The following is a 20,487-nucleotide window of genomic DNA, read 5'->3' as shown; positions in this document are numbered from 1 at the left end:
CCACTCCACGGCCGGGAGGCGCGGTGCCAGCCGGCACCGCGCCTCCCGTCGTTCCGCGGTGCGAGTCCAGGCCCTCACTAGGCTCACAGCGTGCGTTCCGTCCCCGCCCTGCTCCTGCCCGCGATCGCTGGTGTGCTCCTGCTGGCCGGCTGCGCCGGGCCGCCGCCCGTCGACGAGGCAGCGCTGTCCGCCTGGGAGAAGCGCCAGATGGCCACCCACTCGGACCGGGATCTCGGGGCGATGTACGCCGACGAGTCCGCCGGGCAGAGCGCGACGGGGAACGACGACGAGATCGACCGCGGCGTCACGATCACGTTCGCGCACCCGGAAACGGTCGACCACCTCGAGTTCTCGTGCTTCGGTGACGGGCACATGAGCGGTTCCGTCATGATCGTCTCCGGTGGCACCTCTCGGAACCACATCACCGAGGCGATGCCCTGCGGCGACGGAGAGCAACGCATCGACCTGCGGCGAACCTGGCGTGCCGAGGTCGACAGCGTCTCCTTCAACGGGTTCGACAGCGACCGGGACAGCGCCTGGAACGTTCGCGTGATCGGCGCAAAGCCCGTCGAGGACTGACCGACCGAGCGCTCAGGACCGCCGGACGTCGTACCGGTGCAGGGTGACACCGTTGTCGTAGCGCTGCTGCTCGAGCAGGTCGAGCTGCACGAGCGGACGGTGCCCCGAGCGCGGCGGATCGAACAACGGGCGGCCGGCGCCGAGCACTGACGGGTGCGTGAAGAGCATGACCTCGTCGAGCAGCCCGGCGTCGAGCAACTGGCTCGCGATGCTCGGCCCACCCACGCCGATGTCGCCGTCGCCGGAGGCACGGATCGCGGCCAGCTCGGCGATCGCGTCGCCGTCGCCACCGATGACCCGGGTGTCGTGGTCGGCGGTCGTCCGGGTGCGGGACACCAGGACCTTCGGCTGCGCGGTCCAGATCTCGCCGTACTCGCGCAGGTACTGCGGCATCGACTCGTCGTGCCGGGCGTCGGGCCAGAACGGGTCCATCATGTCGCGCACCACCCGGCCCTCGACGGACAGGGTCATCGCGGCGGCGCGGGCGTTGAACTCGCGGTGCAGTGGCTCGTCGATCCGGATCCAGTCGGGTCCGTCCAGGCCGTCGTGCTCCCCGGGGGCCCGTTCGACGAACCCGTCGAAGGAGACGTTGATCCAGTAGACGAACCTCGCGGGCATGGCATGACTCCTTCGTCGAGCCGAGCGTACGCTCGCGCACGTCGCCAGGCGACACCCGCACTCCCTCCAGCAGTACCTCCCTCAACGACGAGAGCAGGTCCGGCATGCGCCGATCGTCCACCGCACTCCTCGCCGTCGTGACGTTCCTCGGCGTCGCGACCACGGGCCTCCAGGCCGCACCAGCGGACGCGTCCGCGGTGCCGGGCGGGACCACCCGGGCGACCACCTCCACGACCGCGGCGTCGAGTGCGGCCAGCCGGAACGGCCGCGCGGCGCCCAGCCACCAGAACCCGGTCGCGCTCAGCCTGCCGGACGGGCAGACGGCGGCGAGCTGCGCGGACCCGACCGTGATCCACGGAGCCGGACGCGACCGCAACTGGTACCTGTACTGCACCACCGACGCGCTCACCGCGACGGAGCAGAACCCGGACGGGTCCCTCGTGCAGCACGCCGTGCCGACGTACCGGTCGACCGACCTGACCCACTGGACGTACGTGAACGACGCGTTCCCGACGAAGCCCGCCTGGGTGGGTGATGCGAACGGGATCTGGGCGCCGGACGTCGTGTACCGCGCCGGGGACCGTGGCCGCGCGGGCACCTGGTACCTGTACTACGCGGCCTCGGACACCCCATCGGCGACGGGGCCGAGCGGCGGCGGCTCCGCGGTCGGGGTGGCGACGAGCTCGAGCCCGACGGGCCCGTGGAAGGACTCCGGCGGCCCGGTCGTGGCACCGCAGACCGCACCGAACGGCGACGGAGCACGGTGGGCGTTCGACCCCGAGGTCATCACCGACAAGGGGACGACCTACCTGTACTTCGGCAGCTACTTCGGCGGCGTGAACGTCCGACGGCTCAGCGCCGACGGACTGCGCTCCGACCCGTCGACCGAACGGCAGATCGCGATCGACAACCGCTACGAGGGCGCGTACCTGATGCGGCACGGCGGCTGGTGGTACTTCATGGGCTCCGCCACGAACTGCTGCAACGGTGCCCTGACCGGCTACGGCGTCTTCGTCGCCCGGTCGCGCAGCCTACTCGGACCGTTCACGGACCGCGACGGCGTAGCGATCACGAGCACCCGGGTCGGGGGCACGCCCCTGCTCGCGCAGAACGGCAACCGTTGGGTCGGGACCGGCCACAACACCGTGGTCACCGACTTCGCCGGGCAGGACTGGATCATCTACCACGCGGCCGATCGCAACGACCCGTCCTACGCGGGGCAGCCGACCTACACGAAGCGGCCGGCGCTGATCGACCCGCTCGACTGGCAGGGCGGCTGGCCGGTCGTCCGCGGTGGTGCCGGGCCGTCCGACACGGTGCAGCCAGGGCCGGTCGCGCAGCCGGGGCAACGGCCGACGTACCGGGCGTCGACGGCTCCCGTCGACGTGCCGGGGCGGACGATCCGGGCACTGTCGACCTCGTTCGACGGTGCCGCGCTGCCGGGGGCGGAGCCCGGAGCGCTGCCCGGAGCGCTGCCTGCCCAGCTCGCCTGGACGCGTGAGCCGGACCGGTCCACGTGGACCGTCGCCGACGGGACGTTCCGCTGGCAGACGCAGGACGCCGACATCCACCCGCCGGCGACGCCGCTCGCATCGGTGCTGTCCGAACCGGCACCCCGTGGGGACTACATGCTCCAGACCACGGTCGGGGTGGACACCCCGGCCACCGGCGACGGCCTGAACTACGTGCAGGGCGGCCTGATCGTGTGGGGTGACGACGGCAACTACGTCCGGCTCACCTCGAACTCGATCTTCAACACCCGCCAGACCGAGTTCGGCAGGCAGGTGTCCGGGCAACCGGCCGGGGCGCCGAGCTACGGCAACATGGTCGTCGGCCCGGTCGGGGACACCACCACGCTCCGGATCGTCCACCGCGAGGTCCGGGGTGAGGACCGGTACACGGCCTACACGAGCCTGGACGGTCGGCACTTCGTCCGGGGCGGGACCTGGACGGCGGACCTCGGCAGCGCACCGCGCGTCGGGCTCATCTCGCTCGGAGGCTCCGGCTTCACCAGCACCTTCGAGGACCTCCGCGTGAGCACGGTCGCGACGCGTCGCTGACGGGGTGGTCGGGTGGCGCCGGGATCGCAAGACACCGGTGTTCGCACGTTGAACCGCGGTCTGCGCGTGTTCGACCCGCGAACACCGGTGTCTTGCAGGCCGGCCGGCCCCCGTTCAGCCGGAGAACGACGTCGGCAAACGAGATACCCGTCGGGATGCGAAGATGCATCGTTGGTGCCGGAGCCGAGAACGAGGGTTGGATGATCCCGACGGAAGACCACGACGCGAGCGCGCCGCTGCTCGACGGTCGGTACCGCGTGGAGCAAGCGATCGGCCAGGGCGGCATGTCCGTCGTCTACCGGGGTGTGGACGAGAGCCTGCACCGCCCGGTCGCGATCAAGCTCTTCCACGCGGGCATCGTCGACATCGCCCGCCAAGAGGCCGAACTCGGCGTGCTGGCGTCGCTCGAGCACCACAACCTCGTCAGCCTGCTCGACGCCGGAGTCGTCACCGGGCAGGACGGCACGCAGCAGCGCTACATCGTGATGTCGCTCGTCGTCGGGCAGGACCTCGAGGAGCGCCTGGCCGTGGGCCCGCTCGCCTCGCGGCACATCGCCGAGATCGGCTACGACATGGCCGAGGCCCTCGACTACATCCACGCCCACGGCGTCGTGCACCGCGACATCAAGCCGTCGAACATCCTGCTCGTCGACTACGGCAACGCCTCCGAGCGGGCCCGCGCACGCCTGACCGACTTCGGCATCGCGCTCGCCGCCGGCGTCGAGCGCCTGACCGCCGACGGCGTGACCACCGGCACCGCGGCCTACCTCAGCCCCGAGCAGGCGCGCGGCGGCGAGGTCGGCCCGCCGAGCGACGTCTACTCGCTCGGCCTCGTGCTGCTGCAGTGCTTCACCCGCCGCCGGGAGTTCCCGGGCTCGCTCGTCGAGTCCGCCGTCGCCCGGCTGTCGCGCGACCCCGTGGTCCCCGAGCCCCTGCCCGAGCACTGGAAGCACCTGCTCCGTGCCATGACCGCGCAGGACCCCGCGGCCCGTCCGCTCGGCGCCGAGCTGGTCACGATGCTCCGCGACGTCGTGATCGCCGAGACCGCCACGGCCGACCACGTGGTCGAGCCGACCGACGAGACGGCACCGGTACCGACGCGCCCCGAGACGGACCGCCCGGCGACCCTCGACACCCTGCCCGACGAGTCGCTGCAGCGCACCACGGCGATGGCGGCCCGGCTCTTCGACGCACCGATCGCCCTGGTCGAGGTCCTCGACGAGGACCGCGAGTGGTCCCAGTCGTACATCGCCGAGGGCGTCGACGAGGCAGCCCGCAGCATCAGCTTCCGCAACGGCTTCGCCCCGGTCCCCGTCCCCGTCGTGATCCCGGACGGCTCCGCGCACCCCGAGATGCGGAACAGCCCCCTGGTCACCGGTCCGCTCGGCATCCGCTTCTACGTCAGCGTCCCGCTCGTCAAGCACGACGGCGCACCGATCGGGACCCTCGCCGTGCTCGACACCCGCCCGCGGCAGGCCACCGAGGACGACCTCGCCAACCTCCGCGACCTGGCGGCGCTCGCGGTCACCCAGCTCGAGATTCGCCAGGAGTCCCTCCGCACGACCAGCGACTCGCTGCCGGTCCCACGGGTGGTCGGCGACCACACCGCCTGACGGGAGGCCCGGTGCCAGCCCGCACCGCGCCTCCCGACCGTGTGGTGGTCGCGCCCACCGCCGCGCCCACGCCGTCCGCCGAGCGGTCACGATCCGTCGGCTGACGCGCTCCCGCGCGACGGTCCGTGACCGCACGGCCACCCGCCGGCGGTGTGTCGTGACCACTCGCGGACCGATGCCCGGCTGACCGACTCCTGCCGAGCGGGCGAAATGCCGAGGTGCCTCCACGTGCCGACCCCGGCGTTCCGCCCGTTCGCGGTGGTGGGGGTTCGCTCGCGTCGGCTGGCGCTGCCGAGCGGGCGGAATGCCGGGGTGGTTCCGCGAGAGGACCGGGGTATTTCGCCCGTTCGTGGTGGTGGGGGTTCGCTCGCGTCGGCTGGCGCTGCCGAGCGGGCGGAATGCCGGGGTGCCTCCGCGCGCCGACCCGGGTGTTTCGCCCGCTCGTGGTGGGCGCGCTCAGCCGAGGCGGGTCGCGGCGAGGCCGCCGTCCACGTCGATCGTGGCGCCGTGCACGAAGGTCGCTTCGTCGGAGGCCAGCCAGCGCACGGCGAACGCGACGTCGACCGGTCGGACGGGTGCGCCGGCCGGGGTGCCGGCCGTCATCTGCGCGAGGACGTCGTGCGAGTCCGCGTTGCCCGGTGTCGCGGTGGCACCGGGCGACACGGTCGACACCCGGACGCCGTGCGGTCCGAACTCGGCTGCCCAGGCGCGGGTCAGCTGCTCGACCGCGGCCTTCGTCGCCGGGTAGAGCGCCGTGAACGGGACGCCGACGCGGGACATCCACGAGCCGATGTTCACGACGACGCCCGAGCCGCGTTCGACCATCGCAGGAGCCAGCGCTCCGACCAGCACGTGCGGCGCGCGGACGTTCGTGGCCCAGAGCGCTTCGGCGTCGTCGTCGGCGAGCAGTGCGGTGGGGCCGACCGGGTAGACGCCGGCGTTGTTGACGAGGACGTCGACCCGGCCGCCGAGGGCCTGGGCAGCGCGGGCAGCGAGGTCACGGACCGCGTCGGGGTGGCTGTTCAGGTCGCCGATCACGGCCACGGCGGTTCCTCCGGACGCGGTGATGGCGTCCACCACGGCCTGCGTGCGCTCCGGGTCGCGGCCGGCGACCGCGACGGTGGCGCCGGAGGCGGCGAGGACACGGGCGACGGCTTCACCGATGCCGCTCGAGGCGCCGGTCACCAGCGCGGTGCGGCCGGCCAGTCGGTCGTCGGTGGTCAGGGAGTCGAGGAGTGCTTCGTTGGTCTGCATGCTCCGATGCTCGGTCCGACGGACCCGGCCGTGATTGCCCAGGACTCCGGAGTGCTTGCCGGATCCCGCACGGGCACCACTCGCGCCGGATGCCTCGACAGAATGGGCACATGGACGATGTCACCTCGGACCGGCTGGACCGTGCGCTGCAGAGCGTCCTCGCCCACCTCGACGACACGGAGCGCGCCGGACGGCTCGGCCTCCGCCTGGCCCGGGTCGACCGTCCGACCGACCTCGGGTACCAGCGCTACACGCCGTCGGTGTCGGTGGTGCTCGCTGGGCGGAAGCGCTCGGTAGTGGGGGATGACGACCAGCTCTGGGGTCGGGAACGCTTCATCATCACGCCCGTCGACCTGCCCGTGATCGCCGGGGTGGTCGAGGTCGAACCACCCGCGGGGTTCGTCGCGGTCGTCTGGCAGCTCGACCCCGCGGTGGTCGCCGAGGTCGCGACGGCGATGTCCCGCCCCCACCAGGACGAGGCGCCGCCGGCACGACTCGGCAGCTGGACCCCGGCCCTGGCGGACGCGTTCGCCCGACTCGTCGGACTGCTCGATGCTCCGGAGGACATGACGGTCCTCGCCCCGCTCGTCACCCGCGAGGTGGTGCTCCGGCTGCTGCAGACCGACCAGGCACCGCGCATCCTGGCCGCGATCGGCAACCGCGACGGCGACGTCGTCGCAGCGGCCACGGCCCTGCTCACCGAGCGGTTGGCGGACCCGTGGTCGGTGGCCGGCCTGGCCGCGGCGGTCCGGACGAGCGAGTCGACACTGTTCGCGCGCTTCCGGCAGGTCACCGGGATGAGCCCGGTGCAGTACTTGCGGCGGTTGCGGCTCGGAGAGGCCCGGCGGCGGATGATCGTGCTCGGTGACACCGCCGCACAGGCTGCGGTCGCGGTGGGGTACCGGAGCGCCTCGCACTTCTCGCGCGACTACCGCGCCCTGCACGGCCGGCCACCGGCTGCCGACGCCGGTCGGGCCCGTGAACTGCTCGCGCGGGGTGAGGTCGCGGTCGCCTGATCTGCCGGCGTGATCGCCAGACCGACCCGCGCGGTCAGTCGGACGGATGACGCGGACGAGTCCGGGCAGGCCCTACTGTCATCGATGCGGGCGACGACCGTCGCCACGGAGAGGACAGCTCGTGTTGACGAACGTGTCGGGGGCACACGCCGTGGTGCTCCTCGTGCTGCTGGCGCTCGAGGCCGTGGCGCTGGTGCAGGTCTGGCGCGATCGTCGCCGGACGCAGGTGGTCAAGGTGCTGTGGACGGTGGTCATCCTCGCGCTGCCCGTGATCGGCGTGCTGGGGTGGGCCGTGAACTGGCTGCTCGGCAAGGCTGCGGACGCGCTGCAGCGCCGGAACGCCTGACGCGCGTCAGTCCTCGATGAGGGCTGCCGCGTAGGCCCGGACGGACCGGTGGTACCGGGGGAGCGTCGGCTCGACGGCCTCGATCGCGACGCGCAGCGCCTCGGCGGAGCGTCCCGCGCTGTGCAGGGCGAGCGCGAGGAACACCTTGGGTGCCGCTCCGGTGGCGGCGTGCTCCGGGGCGTCTCGGAGCATCGCGATGGCGGCGTCGATCCGGCCGAGGTTCCGCAGCGTCGAGGCGTGCTGGACGACCATCCTGGCGGCGCGGTCCGGGTCGACCGTGTCCAGGCCAGCCGTGGTCGCGGCGGCGTACTGCACGTCGGCGTCGGCCTCGTGTCCGCCCGAGTCGAAGGCGCCGCCGAGCTCGAACGCGCCGAGTGCGGGATGCGGGGCGTCGGCGGCGAGGTCGCGCATCCACTCGATCCGCTGCTGATCGTCGATCGTCTCGTCGTCCCACAGCGCCGCGACGCGTGACTCCCAGTCCCCGGTGTTCATCCGGCGAGCGTACCGCCGTCGGTGATCGTCGCGCGGAACGAGCGGACCAGCGGAGCGCCGGGCTGCACGACGGCGGGGGAGTCCCACGCCAGTGCCGAGCCGATCGCCGGGTACTCCTCGGCGCGGACGAACCAGGGGTCGTGGTGGTCGAGGGCCTCGATGCGGATCGTCGCCGGACCGCCGTCGAACACCGCCGACCAGGTGATCCAGGGTGCGGCCGAGCCGTGCACGGCGGCCTCGCCCTCGGCATCGGCGGTCCGGATGACCGCTCCCGTGCACTCGGGGAACCGCCAGAAGAAGCCGCCGTAGCCCGCTCCGGTCCGGCCGTTGCTGCCGGGGCCGCCGAGGTGCACGGGGGAGTCACCGGGGGCCCGGAACGACGACGACCAGGACAACTCCCACCCGGCTCCGACCGAGCGCCAGCGCAGGGTGCGGTCCTCGTGCAGGACCACCGCGCGGTCCGGACCTCGCCAGACCAGCTCCTCCGTCGACCCGAGTCCGTGCTGCGCGGCGTGCACGACCTCGACCGACCCGTGGTCGTCGCGCCAGACGTAGCCGGGGCCGTGGACGTAGGTCCGTCCGCCCCAGCAATTCACGCCGTCGACGTCGGGGATCGCGACGCCGACCCCGCAGTGCCAGTCGTGGTCGCCCGGGTGGTGTGCGCTGACCACGGTGCCGCCGAGGGTCCGGACCGGGTGCAGGTACGGACGAGGGGACGATGTGGCGATCGTGCCGGCGCCGCTGCGTTCGACGGCGACCGTGACGTCGTCCACGCGGAGCTCCTGCAGCGTCTCGTCGCGGGCCGTGTGCGCCCACGGTGCCCCGACTTCCGAGAACAGCGCGCGGGCGTCGGCGGTGCGCTCGATCGTGGCCTCGACACCGGTCACCACGGGGCGCCGGGTCGGCCCCTCGCCCTCCCACGTCACCCAGGGGTGGTCGAGCTGCACGGGTTCGGTCGTGCGGACCGCCTCGAGCACCTCGACGAACGCTCCCGTCGAGACGAGCGGCACGAGCAGTTCGTCGCCGCGCAACCGGTGCGCCAGCAGGTTCTCGAGCAGGTCGGTGCGCTCCAGGTGCGTGGTCGCGCCGTCGATCGTGACGTCGTCCGTCGTGTAGTGCAGCACGCCGTCCCCCGTCGCGCCCCGCACCCGCACGGTCGGCGGGACCTCGGTCGTGGCGCAGAGCGTGAGCGCGGCAGCGGCTTCGAGGCCGGCGGTCGTGGTCACCCGGACGGCCGAGGTGTCGTCGCCCTCGATGGCGTTCGCGCGGTACAACTCGACCTCGACCCGCGCGACGTCGGCGGTCCGGCGGCACCCGACGAGCGCCAGGGCCGTCGCCACGGCGTGGGCGAGCGGGTTGGTGACGACGCCGTCGAGCACGTCCACGCCGCCGACCCGACGGCGCCCCGCCCAGGGGGAGCGGTCCCAGTACGCCCGGTCGCGGGTCCACGTGCCGACGGCGGCCGCAGACCGGACGGCACCGACGAGCGCCCCGTCACGGAACGCCGGCAGCGCGGCGGAACCGAGGCTCTGGAACCCCACCTGCACGACCCTGCCGGTCCGACGTTCGGCCTCGAGCAGCACGTCGAGGGCGTCGCGCGTGGTGACCGGGGGCTTCTCGAGCAGCACGTCGGCGCCGGCGTCGAGCGCATCGAGGGTGAGCGGCAGGTGTGCCGCGATCGGAGCCGCCACGACGACGACGTCCACCGGTCCGAGCCTGCGCGCCGCTGCCACGTCGGCCACAACGGGCACACCGGCGTCGGCGGTCGTGCCGAGCGCGGGGTCGACGACGGCGGTCACCGTGCAGACCCCTGCTGCCACGAGCCGGTCGATGTTCGCGCGGTGGTGCAGGCCGTAGCCGCGGGCTCCGACGAGCACCACGCCCGGCAGCGTCACCGGCCCGTCCCGATCACGATGCGTGTCGAGCCAGGGGCTCGCCCGGTGACGTGGACGTGCTCACCCTGCGGACGGTCGGTCCCGCCGAGGAACGCGTAGTCCTGTCCCGGGGCGTAGCACGCCGGCTGGCCCGGACCGGCGCCGTTGCCCGGGCCGAACGTCACGACGTCGGCCCCGACGCGGTAGCTGCCGGTCCCCTCGGCCAGGACCCGCTCCCCGGTGACGGCGTCGGTCTCGACGCCCGTGAGGGTCCCCCCGGCGCGGAACGTCAGCTGCAGGGACCACGGCACCTCGGCCCCCTCGGTCACGACGTCGACGACGACGGCGTCCGGGGTCACCGCGACGTCGACGGTCGTGCTGAGGACCACCGTGTCGACGGACCGGGCGCCGAACGACATGGCGGCGGAGAACCGGCCTTCGTCGGCGAGCGGGTAGCAGCCGTCCGGCTGGCGAGCACTCGCGGGCAGTGGCTGGTGGTAGCCGGCGGACACGGTCTCGGTCAGCCGGAACCGTCCGTCGGCCAGGGACTCGAGTGCGGTCGGTCGGAACGGTCCGAGGCCGAAGAACTCCCGCGAGAGCCGCACGTCGGACAGCACGACCGACCCGACGACGACCCGCAGGAACGTCGGGCTGTTCGCCAGCCCCGACCGCACGTGGCCCTGTGCCGGGACGTCGGAACCGGCGAAGAGCACGACACTGCGGTCGGGCTCGCGGACGTGCACGAGCCGTGCGTCGGCGAAGGTGTGCACGGCCGGCGCCAGGGCGACGGGTTCCGGCAGCGGACGCTCGAGCAGTGGATCGGTCATCGACCGCGCGGCGACGGCGGCGGGCTGCCAGGTCTCGGCCACGGCGGCGCGGGCGGCGACCGCGGCCAGGTCGCCCCGGCCGTCGAGCACCGCGAGGTGCCAGAACAGCGGCGCGAACGGCCCGATCCCGAAGGGCCGTGACTGGTCCTGCCGTCGGGACTGCACGGTCTCGACGGTGTCGTCCGGCAGCAGGAGCGCGAGCGTGGCGTCGAGCGAGCGGCGCACCGGGTCGAGCAGGGCGGGTCGGTCGAGCACGGCGGCGAGCACCAGGAACGACGGCCCGGACACGGCGGACGCGTAGTTCGGGCTCCGCTCCGACCACAGACCGTCGGCGTCGATGTCCGGCCCTTCGGCCAGCCACGCGTCGATGCGGTCGAGCAGTGCCGCCGCCGGGTGGAGTCGGTGCACCCGGGCGAGGGCGGCTGCGATCTCCCACCGGTGGTTCGGGGTGTGCACCCCACCGGTGAGCAGTGCGGGGGTCGCCCGGTGCACGATCGCGTCGAGGTCGTCAGCCAGCGCGGCCGCTGCCGGCACCGTCGCCCGGTGCGGTGCGAGCAGTTCGAGGGCGTCGCAGACGTCGTTGACGGTGAACGCGGAGTCCGGCGGGGAGAGCACGTTGTCGCCGCCGACGAACGTGCCGCCGGGCGACTGCCGGGTCGCGAGGTGCCGGACCCAGCCGTGCGCGGTGGTGAGGTCGTCGTCTGCGGGGTGAGCCGGGCCTCCAAGCCGTTGACGGACCCACGCGCCGACCAACGCGAGCGCACGCGCCATCAGTTCCCGGTGCTGCAGCGTGGCCGGGTCGTCGTCGGCCAGCCGCAGGCGGGCGACCTCGGCGTCGGCAGCCGGGCCGGCCAGGTCGAGGAACCCCATCAGTCCTTCAGACCCGCGTTGAGGTCGGCGCCGTTCACGTACTTCTGGAACACCAGGTAGAGCAGCACGAGCGGGATGATCGAGATGACGGAGGCACCGAGCAGGACCGTCCAGTTCACGTTCTCGGCACCGACGATGCTCTGCAGGGCGATCTGGATCGTGAACTGTTTCGGGTCGTTGAGCACCAGGAGCGGCCAGATGTAGTCGTTCCACCGCCACTGGAACGAGAAGATCGCGAGCGTCAGCATGATCGGGCGGGAGATCGGCAGCATGATCCGCCAGAAGATCCCGAACTCGCTCGCACCGTCGATCCGGGCCGCTTCGACCAGGTCGTCCGGCACGGTGATGAAGAACTGCCGGAACATGAAGATGCCGGTGGCCGTGATCACCGACGGCACGATGATGCCGGCCAGCGAGTCGTACATGCCGAGGTCGCGGATGACGATGAACGTCGGAGCGAGGATCACCTCGGTGGGGAGCATCGTCGTGGCGAGGATGCAGACGAAGAACACCTTCAGCCACCGGTTGTCGTACTTCGCCAGCGCGTACCCGGTGGCCGCACTCGCCAGGACCGTCAGCACCGTGGTGACCAGGGCGACGATCACCGTGTTGCCGAAGTACTGGGCGAAGTCGTAGCTGGACCACGCCTCGGCGAAGCCCTCGACCGACCAGTTCTTCGGCAGCAGGGTGAGCGGGTACGAGAACAGCTCGCCGCCCGGCTTGAACGCGCTGAGCACGAACCACAGCACCGGGAACCCGAACGCGATGATGAACACCCAGAGCAGGGCCGTGGCGGCGATGGCCCGGGGACGCGGCGTGGTGTCCACAGCCTTCGAGCGGCCGGCCCGTCCGGCCCGACGGCCGCTTCCGGTCTTGTCGGTCTCGGTGGGGAGCGTGGCGGTCATCGACGTGACTCCGTCCGGCGGTTCACGGCCAGCTGGATCAGCGCGATGGCCATGAGGATGAGCATGAGGACCATCGACGCCGCGCTCGCGTAGCCGATGTGGGCGTTCTGGAACCCGTTCGTGTAGATGTACTGCACCAGCAGGTTGTTGTCGGTGCCGGGGCCGCCGCCGTTGAGCGCCTGCACGGTGGCGAACTCCTTGAACGCACTGAGTGACGACAGCAGGATCACGATGAACGACGTCGGCGCGATGCTCGGCAGGGTGATGTAGCGGAACTGGTGCCAGGCGCCGGCGCCGTCGAGCGACGCGGCCTCGTAGTACGACTGCGGGACGTTCCGGATCGCAGCGACGAACAGCAGCATGTTGAACGCCGCCCCTGCCCATGCGGTGGCGAAGACGACGACCAGCAGCGACAGGTCGGCGTTCGACTGCCACGGGACGGCCTTGCCGCCCAGGGACTCGATGACGAAGTTGGCCAACCCGAAGTTCTCGCCGAACATCCACCGCCAGATCACACCGGTGACGATGGGGGAGATGAGCCACGGGACGAAGAACACGATGCGGGCGACGCTCCGGCCCTTCGCCGCGGGGCTCGTGAGCATGAGCGCCATCGAGAGCGACAGGACGAAGCCGAGCGGCACGGCGACGATCGCGTACAGGAAGGTGCGACCGAGGGCGGCGTAGAAGGTGTCGTCGGCGAACAGTTCGAAGTAGTTCGCCAGGCCGACGAACTTCGGGTCGACGACGCCGTTGTAGTCGGTGAACGAGTAGCCGAGGCCGATCACGGCGGGCCACACGAAGAACACCACGAACAGGACGGCGTTCACGCTGACGAACAGGATCGGGGCGAGGACGGGCTTGCTGACGCCGGAGCGGCGGCGCTTCGTCGTCTTCGCGGCTCCGGGCCGGCGGGGCGGCACCGGGATGGGGACGGCGGTCTGCACGTCACCGGCTGCGGTGGGGATGCTCACGATGATCCTCTTCGTTCGTCGCTTGCGGGGGGACCGGACAGGGCGCGGGGCGCGGGGCGCGGGACGCGGGACGCGGGGCTCGGGCCGGGCGCGTCCACGCCCGGCCCCGTTCCGTCACCCCACGTGCTCCTCGTAGTACTTCGTGATCGTGTCGAGCGTCTCCTTGGCGGACTGCTGCCCGTTGATGAGCTTGCCGACCTCGGCCGTGGTCGGGTCGGTGCCGATCTCCTTGCCCTCGACCGCCCACTCCGACGCTGCCTTGGCGTACGAGCTCGAGATCGGGTCGGCCGCCTCGATCTCCTTCTGGTACAGCGCGAAGGAGTCCTTGGCTGCCTGCGACTTGAACGGGTAGGTGATGTCCAGCCCGGACTCGACCGGCAGGAACCCGTTGGTGGTCACGAGCTTCGCGTAGTTCGTCGGGTCGTACATGTAGTCGATGAACTTCTTCGCGGCGGCGCCGCGGGTATCGGAGTTCTCGAACCCGACGATGTTGCCGCCGTAGTTGATCTCGGTGGCGTGGGTCGGGTCGGCCGGGGTGGCGGCGCTGGCCCAGTCGAAGTCGGTGATGTTCGACGCGAAGTCCGACGACTGCCAGACACCGGAGAAGTACGCCACGACCTGGCCGCTCTTGAACAGGGCGTTCGGGTCCTGGCCGCTCGTCCACACCGACTTCGGCATGACCGAGTCGTCGTTCATGTCGGCGAAGTCCTGCAGGGCGTCGACGGTCTTCGCGTCGGTGGGGAAGGAACCGTCCTTCTCCTGCTGCATGAAGTCGGTGCCCTTGGTGAACATGTAGGCCCGCAGGCGCGACGGCGACGAGTCGAACACCAGGTCGTACTTGGCGCCGGTGTCGGCCTTCACCTTGTCGGCGGCGTCGAGGAACTCGCTCCACGTCCACGCCTTCGCGGGGTCGGTCGGGTACGCGACGCCGGCCTTGTCGAACAGCGACTTGTTCACGAACAGTCCGGCCGCGGTGACGTCGGACGGGATCGAGGTGACCTTGCCGTCCTCATCCTTCGCGATGAGGTCCTGGTCGATCCCGTTCGCTTTGTCACTGACGATCGAGGCGAGGTCGACGGTCTTGCCGCTCCAGATCGGGTCGATGCCCGCGGCCCGCACCACGTCGGGCAGCGAGTTCGCCTGCGCCGACTCGCGCAGCTTGGTCTGCAGGCCGTCGTACGGCAGGTTCACGATCTTCACCGCGACGCCGGTCTGCTTCTCGTAGGCGGTCGCGAGGTCCTGGTAGCCCTTCTCCTGCGCGGACGAGGTGGAGAGCCAGAAGGTCAGCTCGTCCACCTTGCCGCCGTCCCCGGACCCGCCGGAGGCGCAGCCGCTCAGGAGCGCGAGCGCCGCGATCCCGCCGGCGAGTGCGAGCATTCTCTTGGATGACTTCATCGTCACTGCTTTCGTTCGGGACCACGTGCATCTGCCGTGGGCGAGCGTTCGGGGTGTCTCGGCCGAGGACCCCAGGTCTACACGACCCCCGCTGTTCTGGCAAGCGCTTTCCTGAGCGTTGTTCTGACAACGTGACCTGCGGTCTCGACGGCGAGACCGGCCGCTCGGAACCCCGCCCTGGCCGGCGGGAAATCGCTATCCTCGCCACAGGCCGCGCACGGCGCGGACCCTGACTGGAGGCACGACATGCCCGAGCGAGGCACCGTCACCCTGGCCGACGTGGCCGAGCGGGCAGGGGTGTCGCTCGCGACCGCCTCGCGGGCGCTCAACGGCAGCACCCGCAAGGTCCGGCAGGAGTCGGTGGACCGGGTGCGCGCCGCCGCCCGGGCCCTGCGCTACACCGCCAACGTGCAGGCGCAGGCCGTCGCTCGGGGGTCGACCACGACCCTGGCGCTCGTCGTCGGCGACATCGCCGACCCGTACTTCGCCGCGATCGCCGCCGGTGCCATCCGCGCCGCCGACGACGCCGGGCTCGTCGTCACGATCACCTCCACCGGCGGCGACCCGTCGCGCGAAGTGGCGGTGCTCGACGTGGTCGCCGGACTCCGCCCGCGAGCCGTCGTGCTGGCGGTCAGCCGTCGGCTCGGGATCGGCTCCGGATCCGCGACGGGCTCCGGACCCTCCGAGGTCGCGGCGGCGGTCGGTGGCCTCATCGCCGCGGGGGCGGGAGTGTCGGCGCTCGTGTCCGACCTGGACGGCGCCGCAGCGGGCGTCCCGGGCGTGCACGGCGTCGTGATCCGCAACCTCGGCGGGGCCGCGGCGCTCGCCGGGGCACTGGTCGAACAGGGGCACGACTCGTTCGCCGTGCTCGCCGGCGACCCGGACCTCGTCACCGCCCACGCCCGGGTCGAGGGGTTCGTCGCCGGCCTCGCGGCCCACGGTCTGCGCGTGCCCGACGACGACGTGGTGCCCTCCGAGTTCACGCGCGACGGCGGGTACCGGGCGATGGTGTCGCTGCTGGACCGTGCCGCCGAGGGTGGGGCCGCGGTGCCCCGGTGCGTCTTCGCGGTCACCGACCTGATGGCCGTCGGGGCGGTCGCGGCGATCCGCGAGCGCGGGCTCGTGCCCGGGGTGGACGTCGGCGTGGCTGGGTTCGACGACGTGCGGATGCTCGCCGACGTCGTGCCGGCGCTCAGCACGGTGCGGCTGCCGCTCGAGGAGATCGGCGAGCGGGCCGTCCGCCGCGCACTCGGGCTCGAGGCCGACGGTGCCGTCGACGGCGAGGTCGTCCTGCGCGCCAGCACCGCCCGCTGACCTCGTCACCGCGCACCCGACGCGCGCCGTGGTGTACGGTTCCGGCAAGCGCTTTCCATGACGGCGGAGAGCGGGCCACAGCGAGCAAGGGAGCACGCGTTGACCACCACGCGCACCATCGGCATCATCATGAACGGCGTCACCGGGCGCATGGGCTACCGGCAGCACCTGGTTCGGTCGATCCTGGCGATCCGCGACGACGGCGGCCTGCTGCTGCCCGACGGCACGCGCGTGCAGCTCGAACCGATGCTCGTCGGTCGGAACGCAACCACGCTCCAGGAGATCGCGACCCGCCACGGCCTGCAGCACTGGACCACCGACCTCGATGCCGCCCTGGCGGATCCCCGCTGGCAGGTCTTCGCCGACTTCGCCGTGACGAGTGCCCGTGCCGACGCGCTGCGCCGCGCGATCGCCGCAGGCAAGGCCGTCTACACCGAGAAGCCGACGGCCGAGACCTCCGCCGAGGCCCTCGAACTCGCCCGGCTCGCGGCCGAGGCCGGCGTCCCGAACGGCGTCGTGCACGACAAGCTCTACCTGCCCGGGCTGCGGAAGCTCCGTCGCCTGCTCGACTCCGGGTTCTTCGGCCGGGTGCTGAGCGTCCGCGGCGAGTTCGGGTACTGGGTGTTCGAGGGGGACTGGCAGTCGGCGCAGCGCCCGAGCTGGAACTACCGCCGGCAGGACGGTGGCGGCATCGTCGTCGACATGTTCCCGCACTGGAACTACGTGCTCGAGCAGCTGTTCGGCCGCGTCGAGTCCGTCTACGCCCGCGCCGTCACGCACATCGAGCAGCGCACCGACGAGCAGGGCGTGCCCTACCCGGCGACCGCCGACGACGCCGCGTACGGCGTGTTCGACCTGGCCGGCGGCGTCACGGCGCAGATCAACTCGAGCTGGGCCGTCCGGGTGGACCGCGACGAGCTCGTCGAGTTCCAGGTCGACGGCACCGACGGCAGCGCGGTGGTGGGGTTGTTCGGCTGCCGGATCCAGCCCCGCACGGCGACGCCGAAGCCCGTCTGGAACCCCGATCTGCGCGACGATGCCGACTACCGCAGCCAGTGGCTCGAGGTCCCCGACAACGAGGTCTACGGCAACGGGTTCCGCGCCCAGTGGGAGGACTTCCTGCAGGACCTCGTCGCCGGGCGCCCGCACCCCTACGACCTGCTGTCCGGTGCCCGCGGCGTGGCGCTGGCGGAAGCCGGTCTGCGTTCCAGCGCCGAGGGCCGGCGTGTGGAGCTGCCGGAGCTGACCCTGCCCGCCGGGGCCGAGCCGCGCCTCCCGGTCGAGACGCCGGAGGTCGCCCAGCGCACCGAGACCGTCGGGGCGTCCGCATGACGGACCTGACCCTGCTGGCGCCCGACGGCACCACGAGCCGGACGCCGCTGGGCGCACCGGCCGTCGACGCCACTGCCGTGCCCGCGGCACCGCTCACCGAGCGCATCGTCTACGCGGCCGCCCACGTCGTCCCGCGGGTCGCGGCCGACAACACCCCTGGTGCTCCGGCCGACCTCGACTGGGACGCCACCCTGGCGTTCCGGCACCACCTGTGGTCGTGGGGGCTGGGTGTGGCGGACGCGATGGACACCGCGCAGCGGAACATGGGACTGGACCCGGCGGCGACCCGCGAGCTCGTGACGCGCTCCGCCCGCGAGGCGCAGTCGGTCGGCGGCCGCATCGTCGTCGGCGTGAACACCGACGACCTGCCCGACGAACCCGTCACCGAGCAGCAGGTCGTCGACGCCTACGCCCGGCAGCTCCACCACGCCGAGGACGCCGGGGCGGGCGTGGTCCTGATGGCCAGCCGCCACCTGGCACGACTCGCGCTGGACGATCCGGACACCTACCGCCGCGTCTACCGTCGGGTCGTCGAGCGGGCGAGCGCCCCCGTCGTCCTGCACTGGCTGGGGGAGGCGTTCGACCCCGCCCTCGCCGGGTACTTCGGCGGGCACCTGGGCCCCGACACCGTGCTCGACATCATGCTCGACGCCGGTCCGGGGATCTCCGGCATCAAGATGAGCCTGCTCGACGCGACGGCCGAGGTGGCACTCCGCGCCCGGCTGCCCGAGACCGCCCGGATGTTCACGGGCGACGACTTCCACTACGTCGACCTGATCGCGGACCGCGACGGCGTGCACTCCGACGCCCTGCTCGGGGCCTTCGCCGCGATCGCACCGCTCGCCTCGGCCGCCGTGCGCGCCCTGCCCGACGAAGCCGCCTACCGCGCGCTGCTCGGGCCGACCGAGGCCCTGTCCCGACACCTCTTCAGCGCCCCCACCTGGCACTACAAGACCGGCATCGCGTTCCTCGCCTGGCTGAACGGGCACCAGCCGGCCTTCGCCATGGTCGGTGGCCAGCACGCCGGCCGCTCGCTGTCGCACCTGTCCGAGACGGTCCGGCTCGCGAACGCCTGCGGCGCCCTGCAGGCCCCGGACCTCGCCGCCGCGCGCTGGCACGCCCTGCTCGCGGTCAACGGGGTGGAGACGACCGCCGGGAGGCCCGCCCCACCCGCCGTCGACCGCACCGCCGCCGGGGTGGTCGCGTGAGCACGCCGGTCGGCGCGGCTGGGCAGGCCGGGGTGGTCGCGCCGGCGGCGCCGGGCTCACCCGCACCGCACCCGCGGCTGTCCGTCAACCAGGCGACGATCAAGTACGCGACCCTGCCCGAGGCGCTCGACACCGTCCGCCGTGCCGGGGTCGGGGCGATCGGCACCTGGCGCGAACCCGTCGCCGAGCTCGGGCTCGCCGAGGCCGTGCGGCGGGTCGCCGACTCCGGGCTCCGGGTGTCGTCGCACTGCCGTGGCGGGTTCTTCACCCTGCCCGAGGGGGCCGCACGGCAGCGGGCACTCGACGACAACCGCCGGGCGATCGACGAGACCGCCGCCCTGGCCGCCGCGGGTGCTCCGGGGTCGGCGCCCGTCCTCGTGCTCGTCGCAGGCGGCCTGCCAGCGGGCTCGCGCGACCTCGGCGGTGCGCGTGTGCGGGTGGCGGACGCCCTCGCCGCCCTCGTGCCGCACGCACTCGACACCGGCGTGCAGCTCGCCGTCGAACCCCTGCACCCGATGTACGCCGCCGACCGCGCCGTGGTGTCGACGCTCGCACAGGCCCTCGACCTGGCGGCCCCGTTCCCGGCAGCGGCCGTCGGCGTCGTCGTCGACACCTTCCACGTCTGGTGGGACCCGGCGCTCGCGGCCTCGATCGCCCGGGCCGGTGCCGCCCGCCGGATCGCGTCGTACCAGGTGTGCGACTGGACCACCCCGATCGCGGCCGACCCGCTGCTCTCACGCGGCTACCCGGGCGACGGGCACGTCGACTTCGGGCCGGTGACCGATGCGGTGATGGGCGCCGGCTACTCCGGCGACGTCGAGGTCGAGCTCTTCAACCAGGCGATCTGGGACACCCCGCCCGCCGAGGTCGTCGCCCGCGTCGTGGCGTCCTTCGCTGAAGCGGTCCCGCTCCCGCGCTGAGGCGGGCGCCGCCCTCGCACGGTGCGGGGCGGGCGCGCCCCGGGCCTCCCGTCCGCCCTGATCGTGAGCAGAAGATGTCGGGTCGGCTCGACGGACCCGACCATTCCTGCTCACGAAGCGCGCGCGCACCGCTACTCGTCGGCGGGCAGCGGCTCGGCGTGCTCGATGCGTGCGCTCGCCGTGGCCATGTGCGCGTCCATCGCGCGCTGCACGGCGGGCACGTCGCGGGCGCGCAACGCCTCGAAGACGGCGCGGTGCTCGTGGAACGCGGCCTCGGTCGCCTGCCGGGTCTGCACGCGCCGCGCGACCCAGACGCTCAGCATCGAGCGCAGGCTCTGCAGCAGGTCGGCGAGCACGTCGTTGCCCGACGCCCGCGCCAGCAGGACGTGGAACCGGACGTCGGCGTCGATGAAGGCCTGCGGGTCGTCGAGCGTCGCCTCCTGCCGCACCAGGTACTCGCCGAGCTCGGTGATCTGCTCGTCGGTGGCGCGCTGCGCGGCGAGGATCGCGGCCGTGCGCTCCAGCGAGGACCGGATCTCGAGCAGCTCGCGGGTGCGGTTCGACGCGAGCATGAGGCCCCACGACAGGGTCGTCGGGAGCAGGTCCGAGGTGCCTCCGCGCAGGTAGGTGCCCGAGCCGGGGCGGATCTGCACGATGCCCAGGATCTCGAGGGCGGCGAGGGCCTCACGGACCGCCGAGCGTCCGACGCCGAGCCGCTCGGACAGGACCCGCTCCGAGGGCAGCCGCGAGCCGGGGGCCAGTTCGCCTGCGGTGAGCAGCGAGACGAGCTGTCGGGCGACCACCGAGGCGGGGGACCCGACGGGCACCGACTCGAGCTCGAGTCGGATGTTGAGGGGATCGTCCGGGCTGAACGCGGGCATGCAGTGAGCGTA

18 protein-coding genes are annotated in these 20,487 nt (G+C 72.6%); 9 read left to right on the top strand and 9 right to left on the bottom strand.

Going from position 1 to position 20,487, the window contains the following annotated elements; all coding sequences use genetic code 11:
* Positions 1-90 precede the first annotated feature (90 nt).
* A complete protein-coding gene (locus tag DEJ04_RS16395) occupies positions 91-579 on the top strand; it encodes a hypothetical protein (RefSeq protein WP_111047774.1) in 489 nt (162 codons plus the stop codon).
* Between the two features lie 12 nt (positions 580-591).
* On the opposite strand, the gene DEJ04_RS16390 is transcribed toward DEJ04_RS16395, so the two are convergent.
* The gene (locus DEJ04_RS16390) at positions 592-1,197 is read right to left on the bottom strand and encodes a dihydrofolate reductase family protein (protein ID WP_111047773.1); all 606 of its coding nucleotides are present in this window, start codon (positions 1,195-1,197) and stop codon (positions 592-594) included.
* 104 nt (positions 1,198-1,301) lie between these two features.
* Between DEJ04_RS16390 and DEJ04_RS16385 the strand changes: the two genes are divergently transcribed.
* Both DEJ04_RS16385 and DEJ04_RS16380 read left to right on the top strand, forming a co-directional pair.
* The gene (locus DEJ04_RS16385; RefSeq protein WP_111047772.1) at positions 1,302-3,257 is read left to right on the top strand and encodes a family 43 glycosylhydrolase; all 1,956 of its coding nucleotides are present in this window, start codon (positions 1,302-1,304) and stop codon (positions 3,255-3,257) included.
* 200 nt (positions 3,258-3,457) lie between these two features.
* Positions 3,458-4,870 (top strand): GAF domain-containing serine/threonine-protein kinase, encoded by a 1,413-nt coding sequence (locus DEJ04_RS16380; RefSeq protein ID WP_111047771.1) that lies wholly within the window; start codon positions 3,458-3,460, stop codon positions 4,868-4,870.
* Positions 4,871-5,326: 456 nt separating this feature from the next.
* Here the strand turns inward: DEJ04_RS16380 and DEJ04_RS16375 are convergent, their stop codons facing one another.
* Positions 5,327-6,124, bottom strand: coding sequence for an SDR family NAD(P)-dependent oxidoreductase (locus DEJ04_RS16375; RefSeq protein WP_111047770.1), 798 nt, complete (start codon positions 6,122-6,124; stop codon positions 5,327-5,329).
* Positions 6,125-6,234: 110 nt separating this feature from the next.
* Here DEJ04_RS16375 and DEJ04_RS16370 point away from each other — a divergent pair, with 110 nt between their 5' ends.
* Both DEJ04_RS16370 and DEJ04_RS16365 read left to right on the top strand, forming a co-directional pair.
* Positions 6,235-7,140: an AraC family transcriptional regulator gene (locus DEJ04_RS16370; protein WP_111047769.1), complete on the top strand. Its 906-nt coding sequence runs from the start codon at positions 6,235-6,237 to the stop codon at positions 7,138-7,140.
* Positions 7,141-7,273: 133 nt separating this feature from the next.
* Complete coding sequence (locus DEJ04_RS16365; RefSeq protein WP_239001530.1) at positions 7,274-7,486, top strand: PLDc N-terminal domain-containing protein; 213 nt, start codon at positions 7,274-7,276, stop codon at positions 7,484-7,486.
* Positions 7,487-7,492: 6 nt separating this feature from the next.
* Here DEJ04_RS16365 and DEJ04_RS16360 read toward each other — a convergent pair whose 3' ends face one another.
* From DEJ04_RS16360 to DEJ04_RS16335, 6 genes are all read right to left on the bottom strand, one after another.
* Positions 7,493-7,978 carry a tetratricopeptide repeat protein gene (locus tag DEJ04_RS16360; protein ID WP_111047767.1) on the bottom strand — a complete coding sequence of 162 codons (486 nt, stop codon included), beginning with the start codon at positions 7,976-7,978 and terminating at the stop codon, positions 7,493-7,495.
* Positions 7,975-9,858: a DUF6807 family protein gene (locus tag DEJ04_RS16355; RefSeq protein ID WP_258371410.1), complete on the bottom strand. Its 1,884-nt coding sequence runs from the start codon at positions 9,856-9,858 to the stop codon at positions 7,975-7,977. Before DEJ04_RS16355 ends, DEJ04_RS16360 begins: the two co-directional genes overlap by 4 nt.
* A gap of 11 nt (positions 9,859-9,869) precedes the next feature.
* Positions 9,870-11,549 (bottom strand): hypothetical protein, encoded by a 1,680-nt coding sequence (locus DEJ04_RS16350; RefSeq protein WP_111047765.1) that lies wholly within the window; start codon positions 11,547-11,549, stop codon positions 9,870-9,872.
* Positions 11,549-12,454, bottom strand: a complete 906-nt coding sequence (locus DEJ04_RS16345; protein WP_258371409.1) for a carbohydrate ABC transporter permease — start codon at positions 12,452-12,454, stop codon at positions 11,549-11,551. The genes DEJ04_RS16350 and DEJ04_RS16345 overlap by 1 nt, the downstream gene beginning before the upstream one ends.
* Positions 12,451-13,425, bottom strand: coding sequence for a carbohydrate ABC transporter permease (locus DEJ04_RS16340; RefSeq protein ID WP_220034952.1), 975 nt, complete (start codon positions 13,423-13,425; stop codon positions 12,451-12,453). The genes DEJ04_RS16345 and DEJ04_RS16340 overlap by 4 nt, the downstream gene beginning before the upstream one ends.
* Before the next feature lie 114 nt (positions 13,426-13,539).
* Positions 13,540-14,820: an extracellular solute-binding protein gene (locus DEJ04_RS16335; protein ID WP_258371408.1), complete on the bottom strand. Its 1,281-nt coding sequence runs from the start codon at positions 14,818-14,820 to the stop codon at positions 13,540-13,542.
* A gap of 246 nt (positions 14,821-15,066) precedes the next feature.
* Between DEJ04_RS16335 and DEJ04_RS16330 the strand changes: the two genes are divergently transcribed.
* The 4 genes from DEJ04_RS16330 to DEJ04_RS16315 are packed head-to-tail and all read left to right on the top strand — an operon-like array spanning position 15,067 to position 19,594.
* Positions 15,067-16,134 (top strand): LacI family DNA-binding transcriptional regulator, encoded by a 1,068-nt coding sequence (locus DEJ04_RS16330; RefSeq protein WP_111047763.1) that lies wholly within the window; start codon positions 15,067-15,069, stop codon positions 16,132-16,134.
* 57 nt (positions 16,135-16,191) lie between these two features.
* Positions 16,192-17,466, top strand: coding sequence for a Gfo/Idh/MocA family protein (locus DEJ04_RS16325; RefSeq protein WP_111047762.1), 1,275 nt, complete (start codon positions 16,192-16,194; stop codon positions 17,464-17,466).
* Positions 17,463-18,674, top strand: a complete 1,212-nt coding sequence (locus DEJ04_RS16320) for a DUF993 family protein (protein ID WP_111047761.1) — start codon at positions 17,463-17,465, stop codon at positions 18,672-18,674. The genes DEJ04_RS16325 and DEJ04_RS16320 overlap by 4 nt, the downstream gene beginning before the upstream one ends.
* Positions 18,675-18,706: 32 nt before the next feature.
* Positions 18,707-19,594 carry a sugar phosphate isomerase/epimerase gene (locus tag DEJ04_RS16315; RefSeq protein WP_111047780.1) on the top strand — a complete coding sequence of 296 codons (888 nt, stop codon included), beginning with the start codon at positions 18,707-18,709 and terminating at the stop codon, positions 19,592-19,594.
* 131 nt (positions 19,595-19,725) lie between these two features.
* Here the strand turns inward: DEJ04_RS16315 and DEJ04_RS16310 are convergent, their stop codons facing one another.
* Complete coding sequence (locus tag DEJ04_RS16310; protein WP_111047760.1) at positions 19,726-20,475, bottom strand: FadR/GntR family transcriptional regulator; 750 nt, start codon at positions 20,473-20,475, stop codon at positions 19,726-19,728.
* Between the last annotated feature and the right edge of the window lie 12 nt (positions 20,476-20,487).

Source organism: Curtobacterium sp. MCLR17_044 (assembly GCF_003234435.1).
GTDB classification, from domain to species: Bacteria; Actinomycetota; Actinomycetes; order Actinomycetales; family Microbacteriaceae; genus Curtobacterium; species Curtobacterium flaccumfaciens.
Note: the sequence above shows the minus strand (reverse complement) of the source record. Positions and strands in the feature narration are given on the sequence as shown.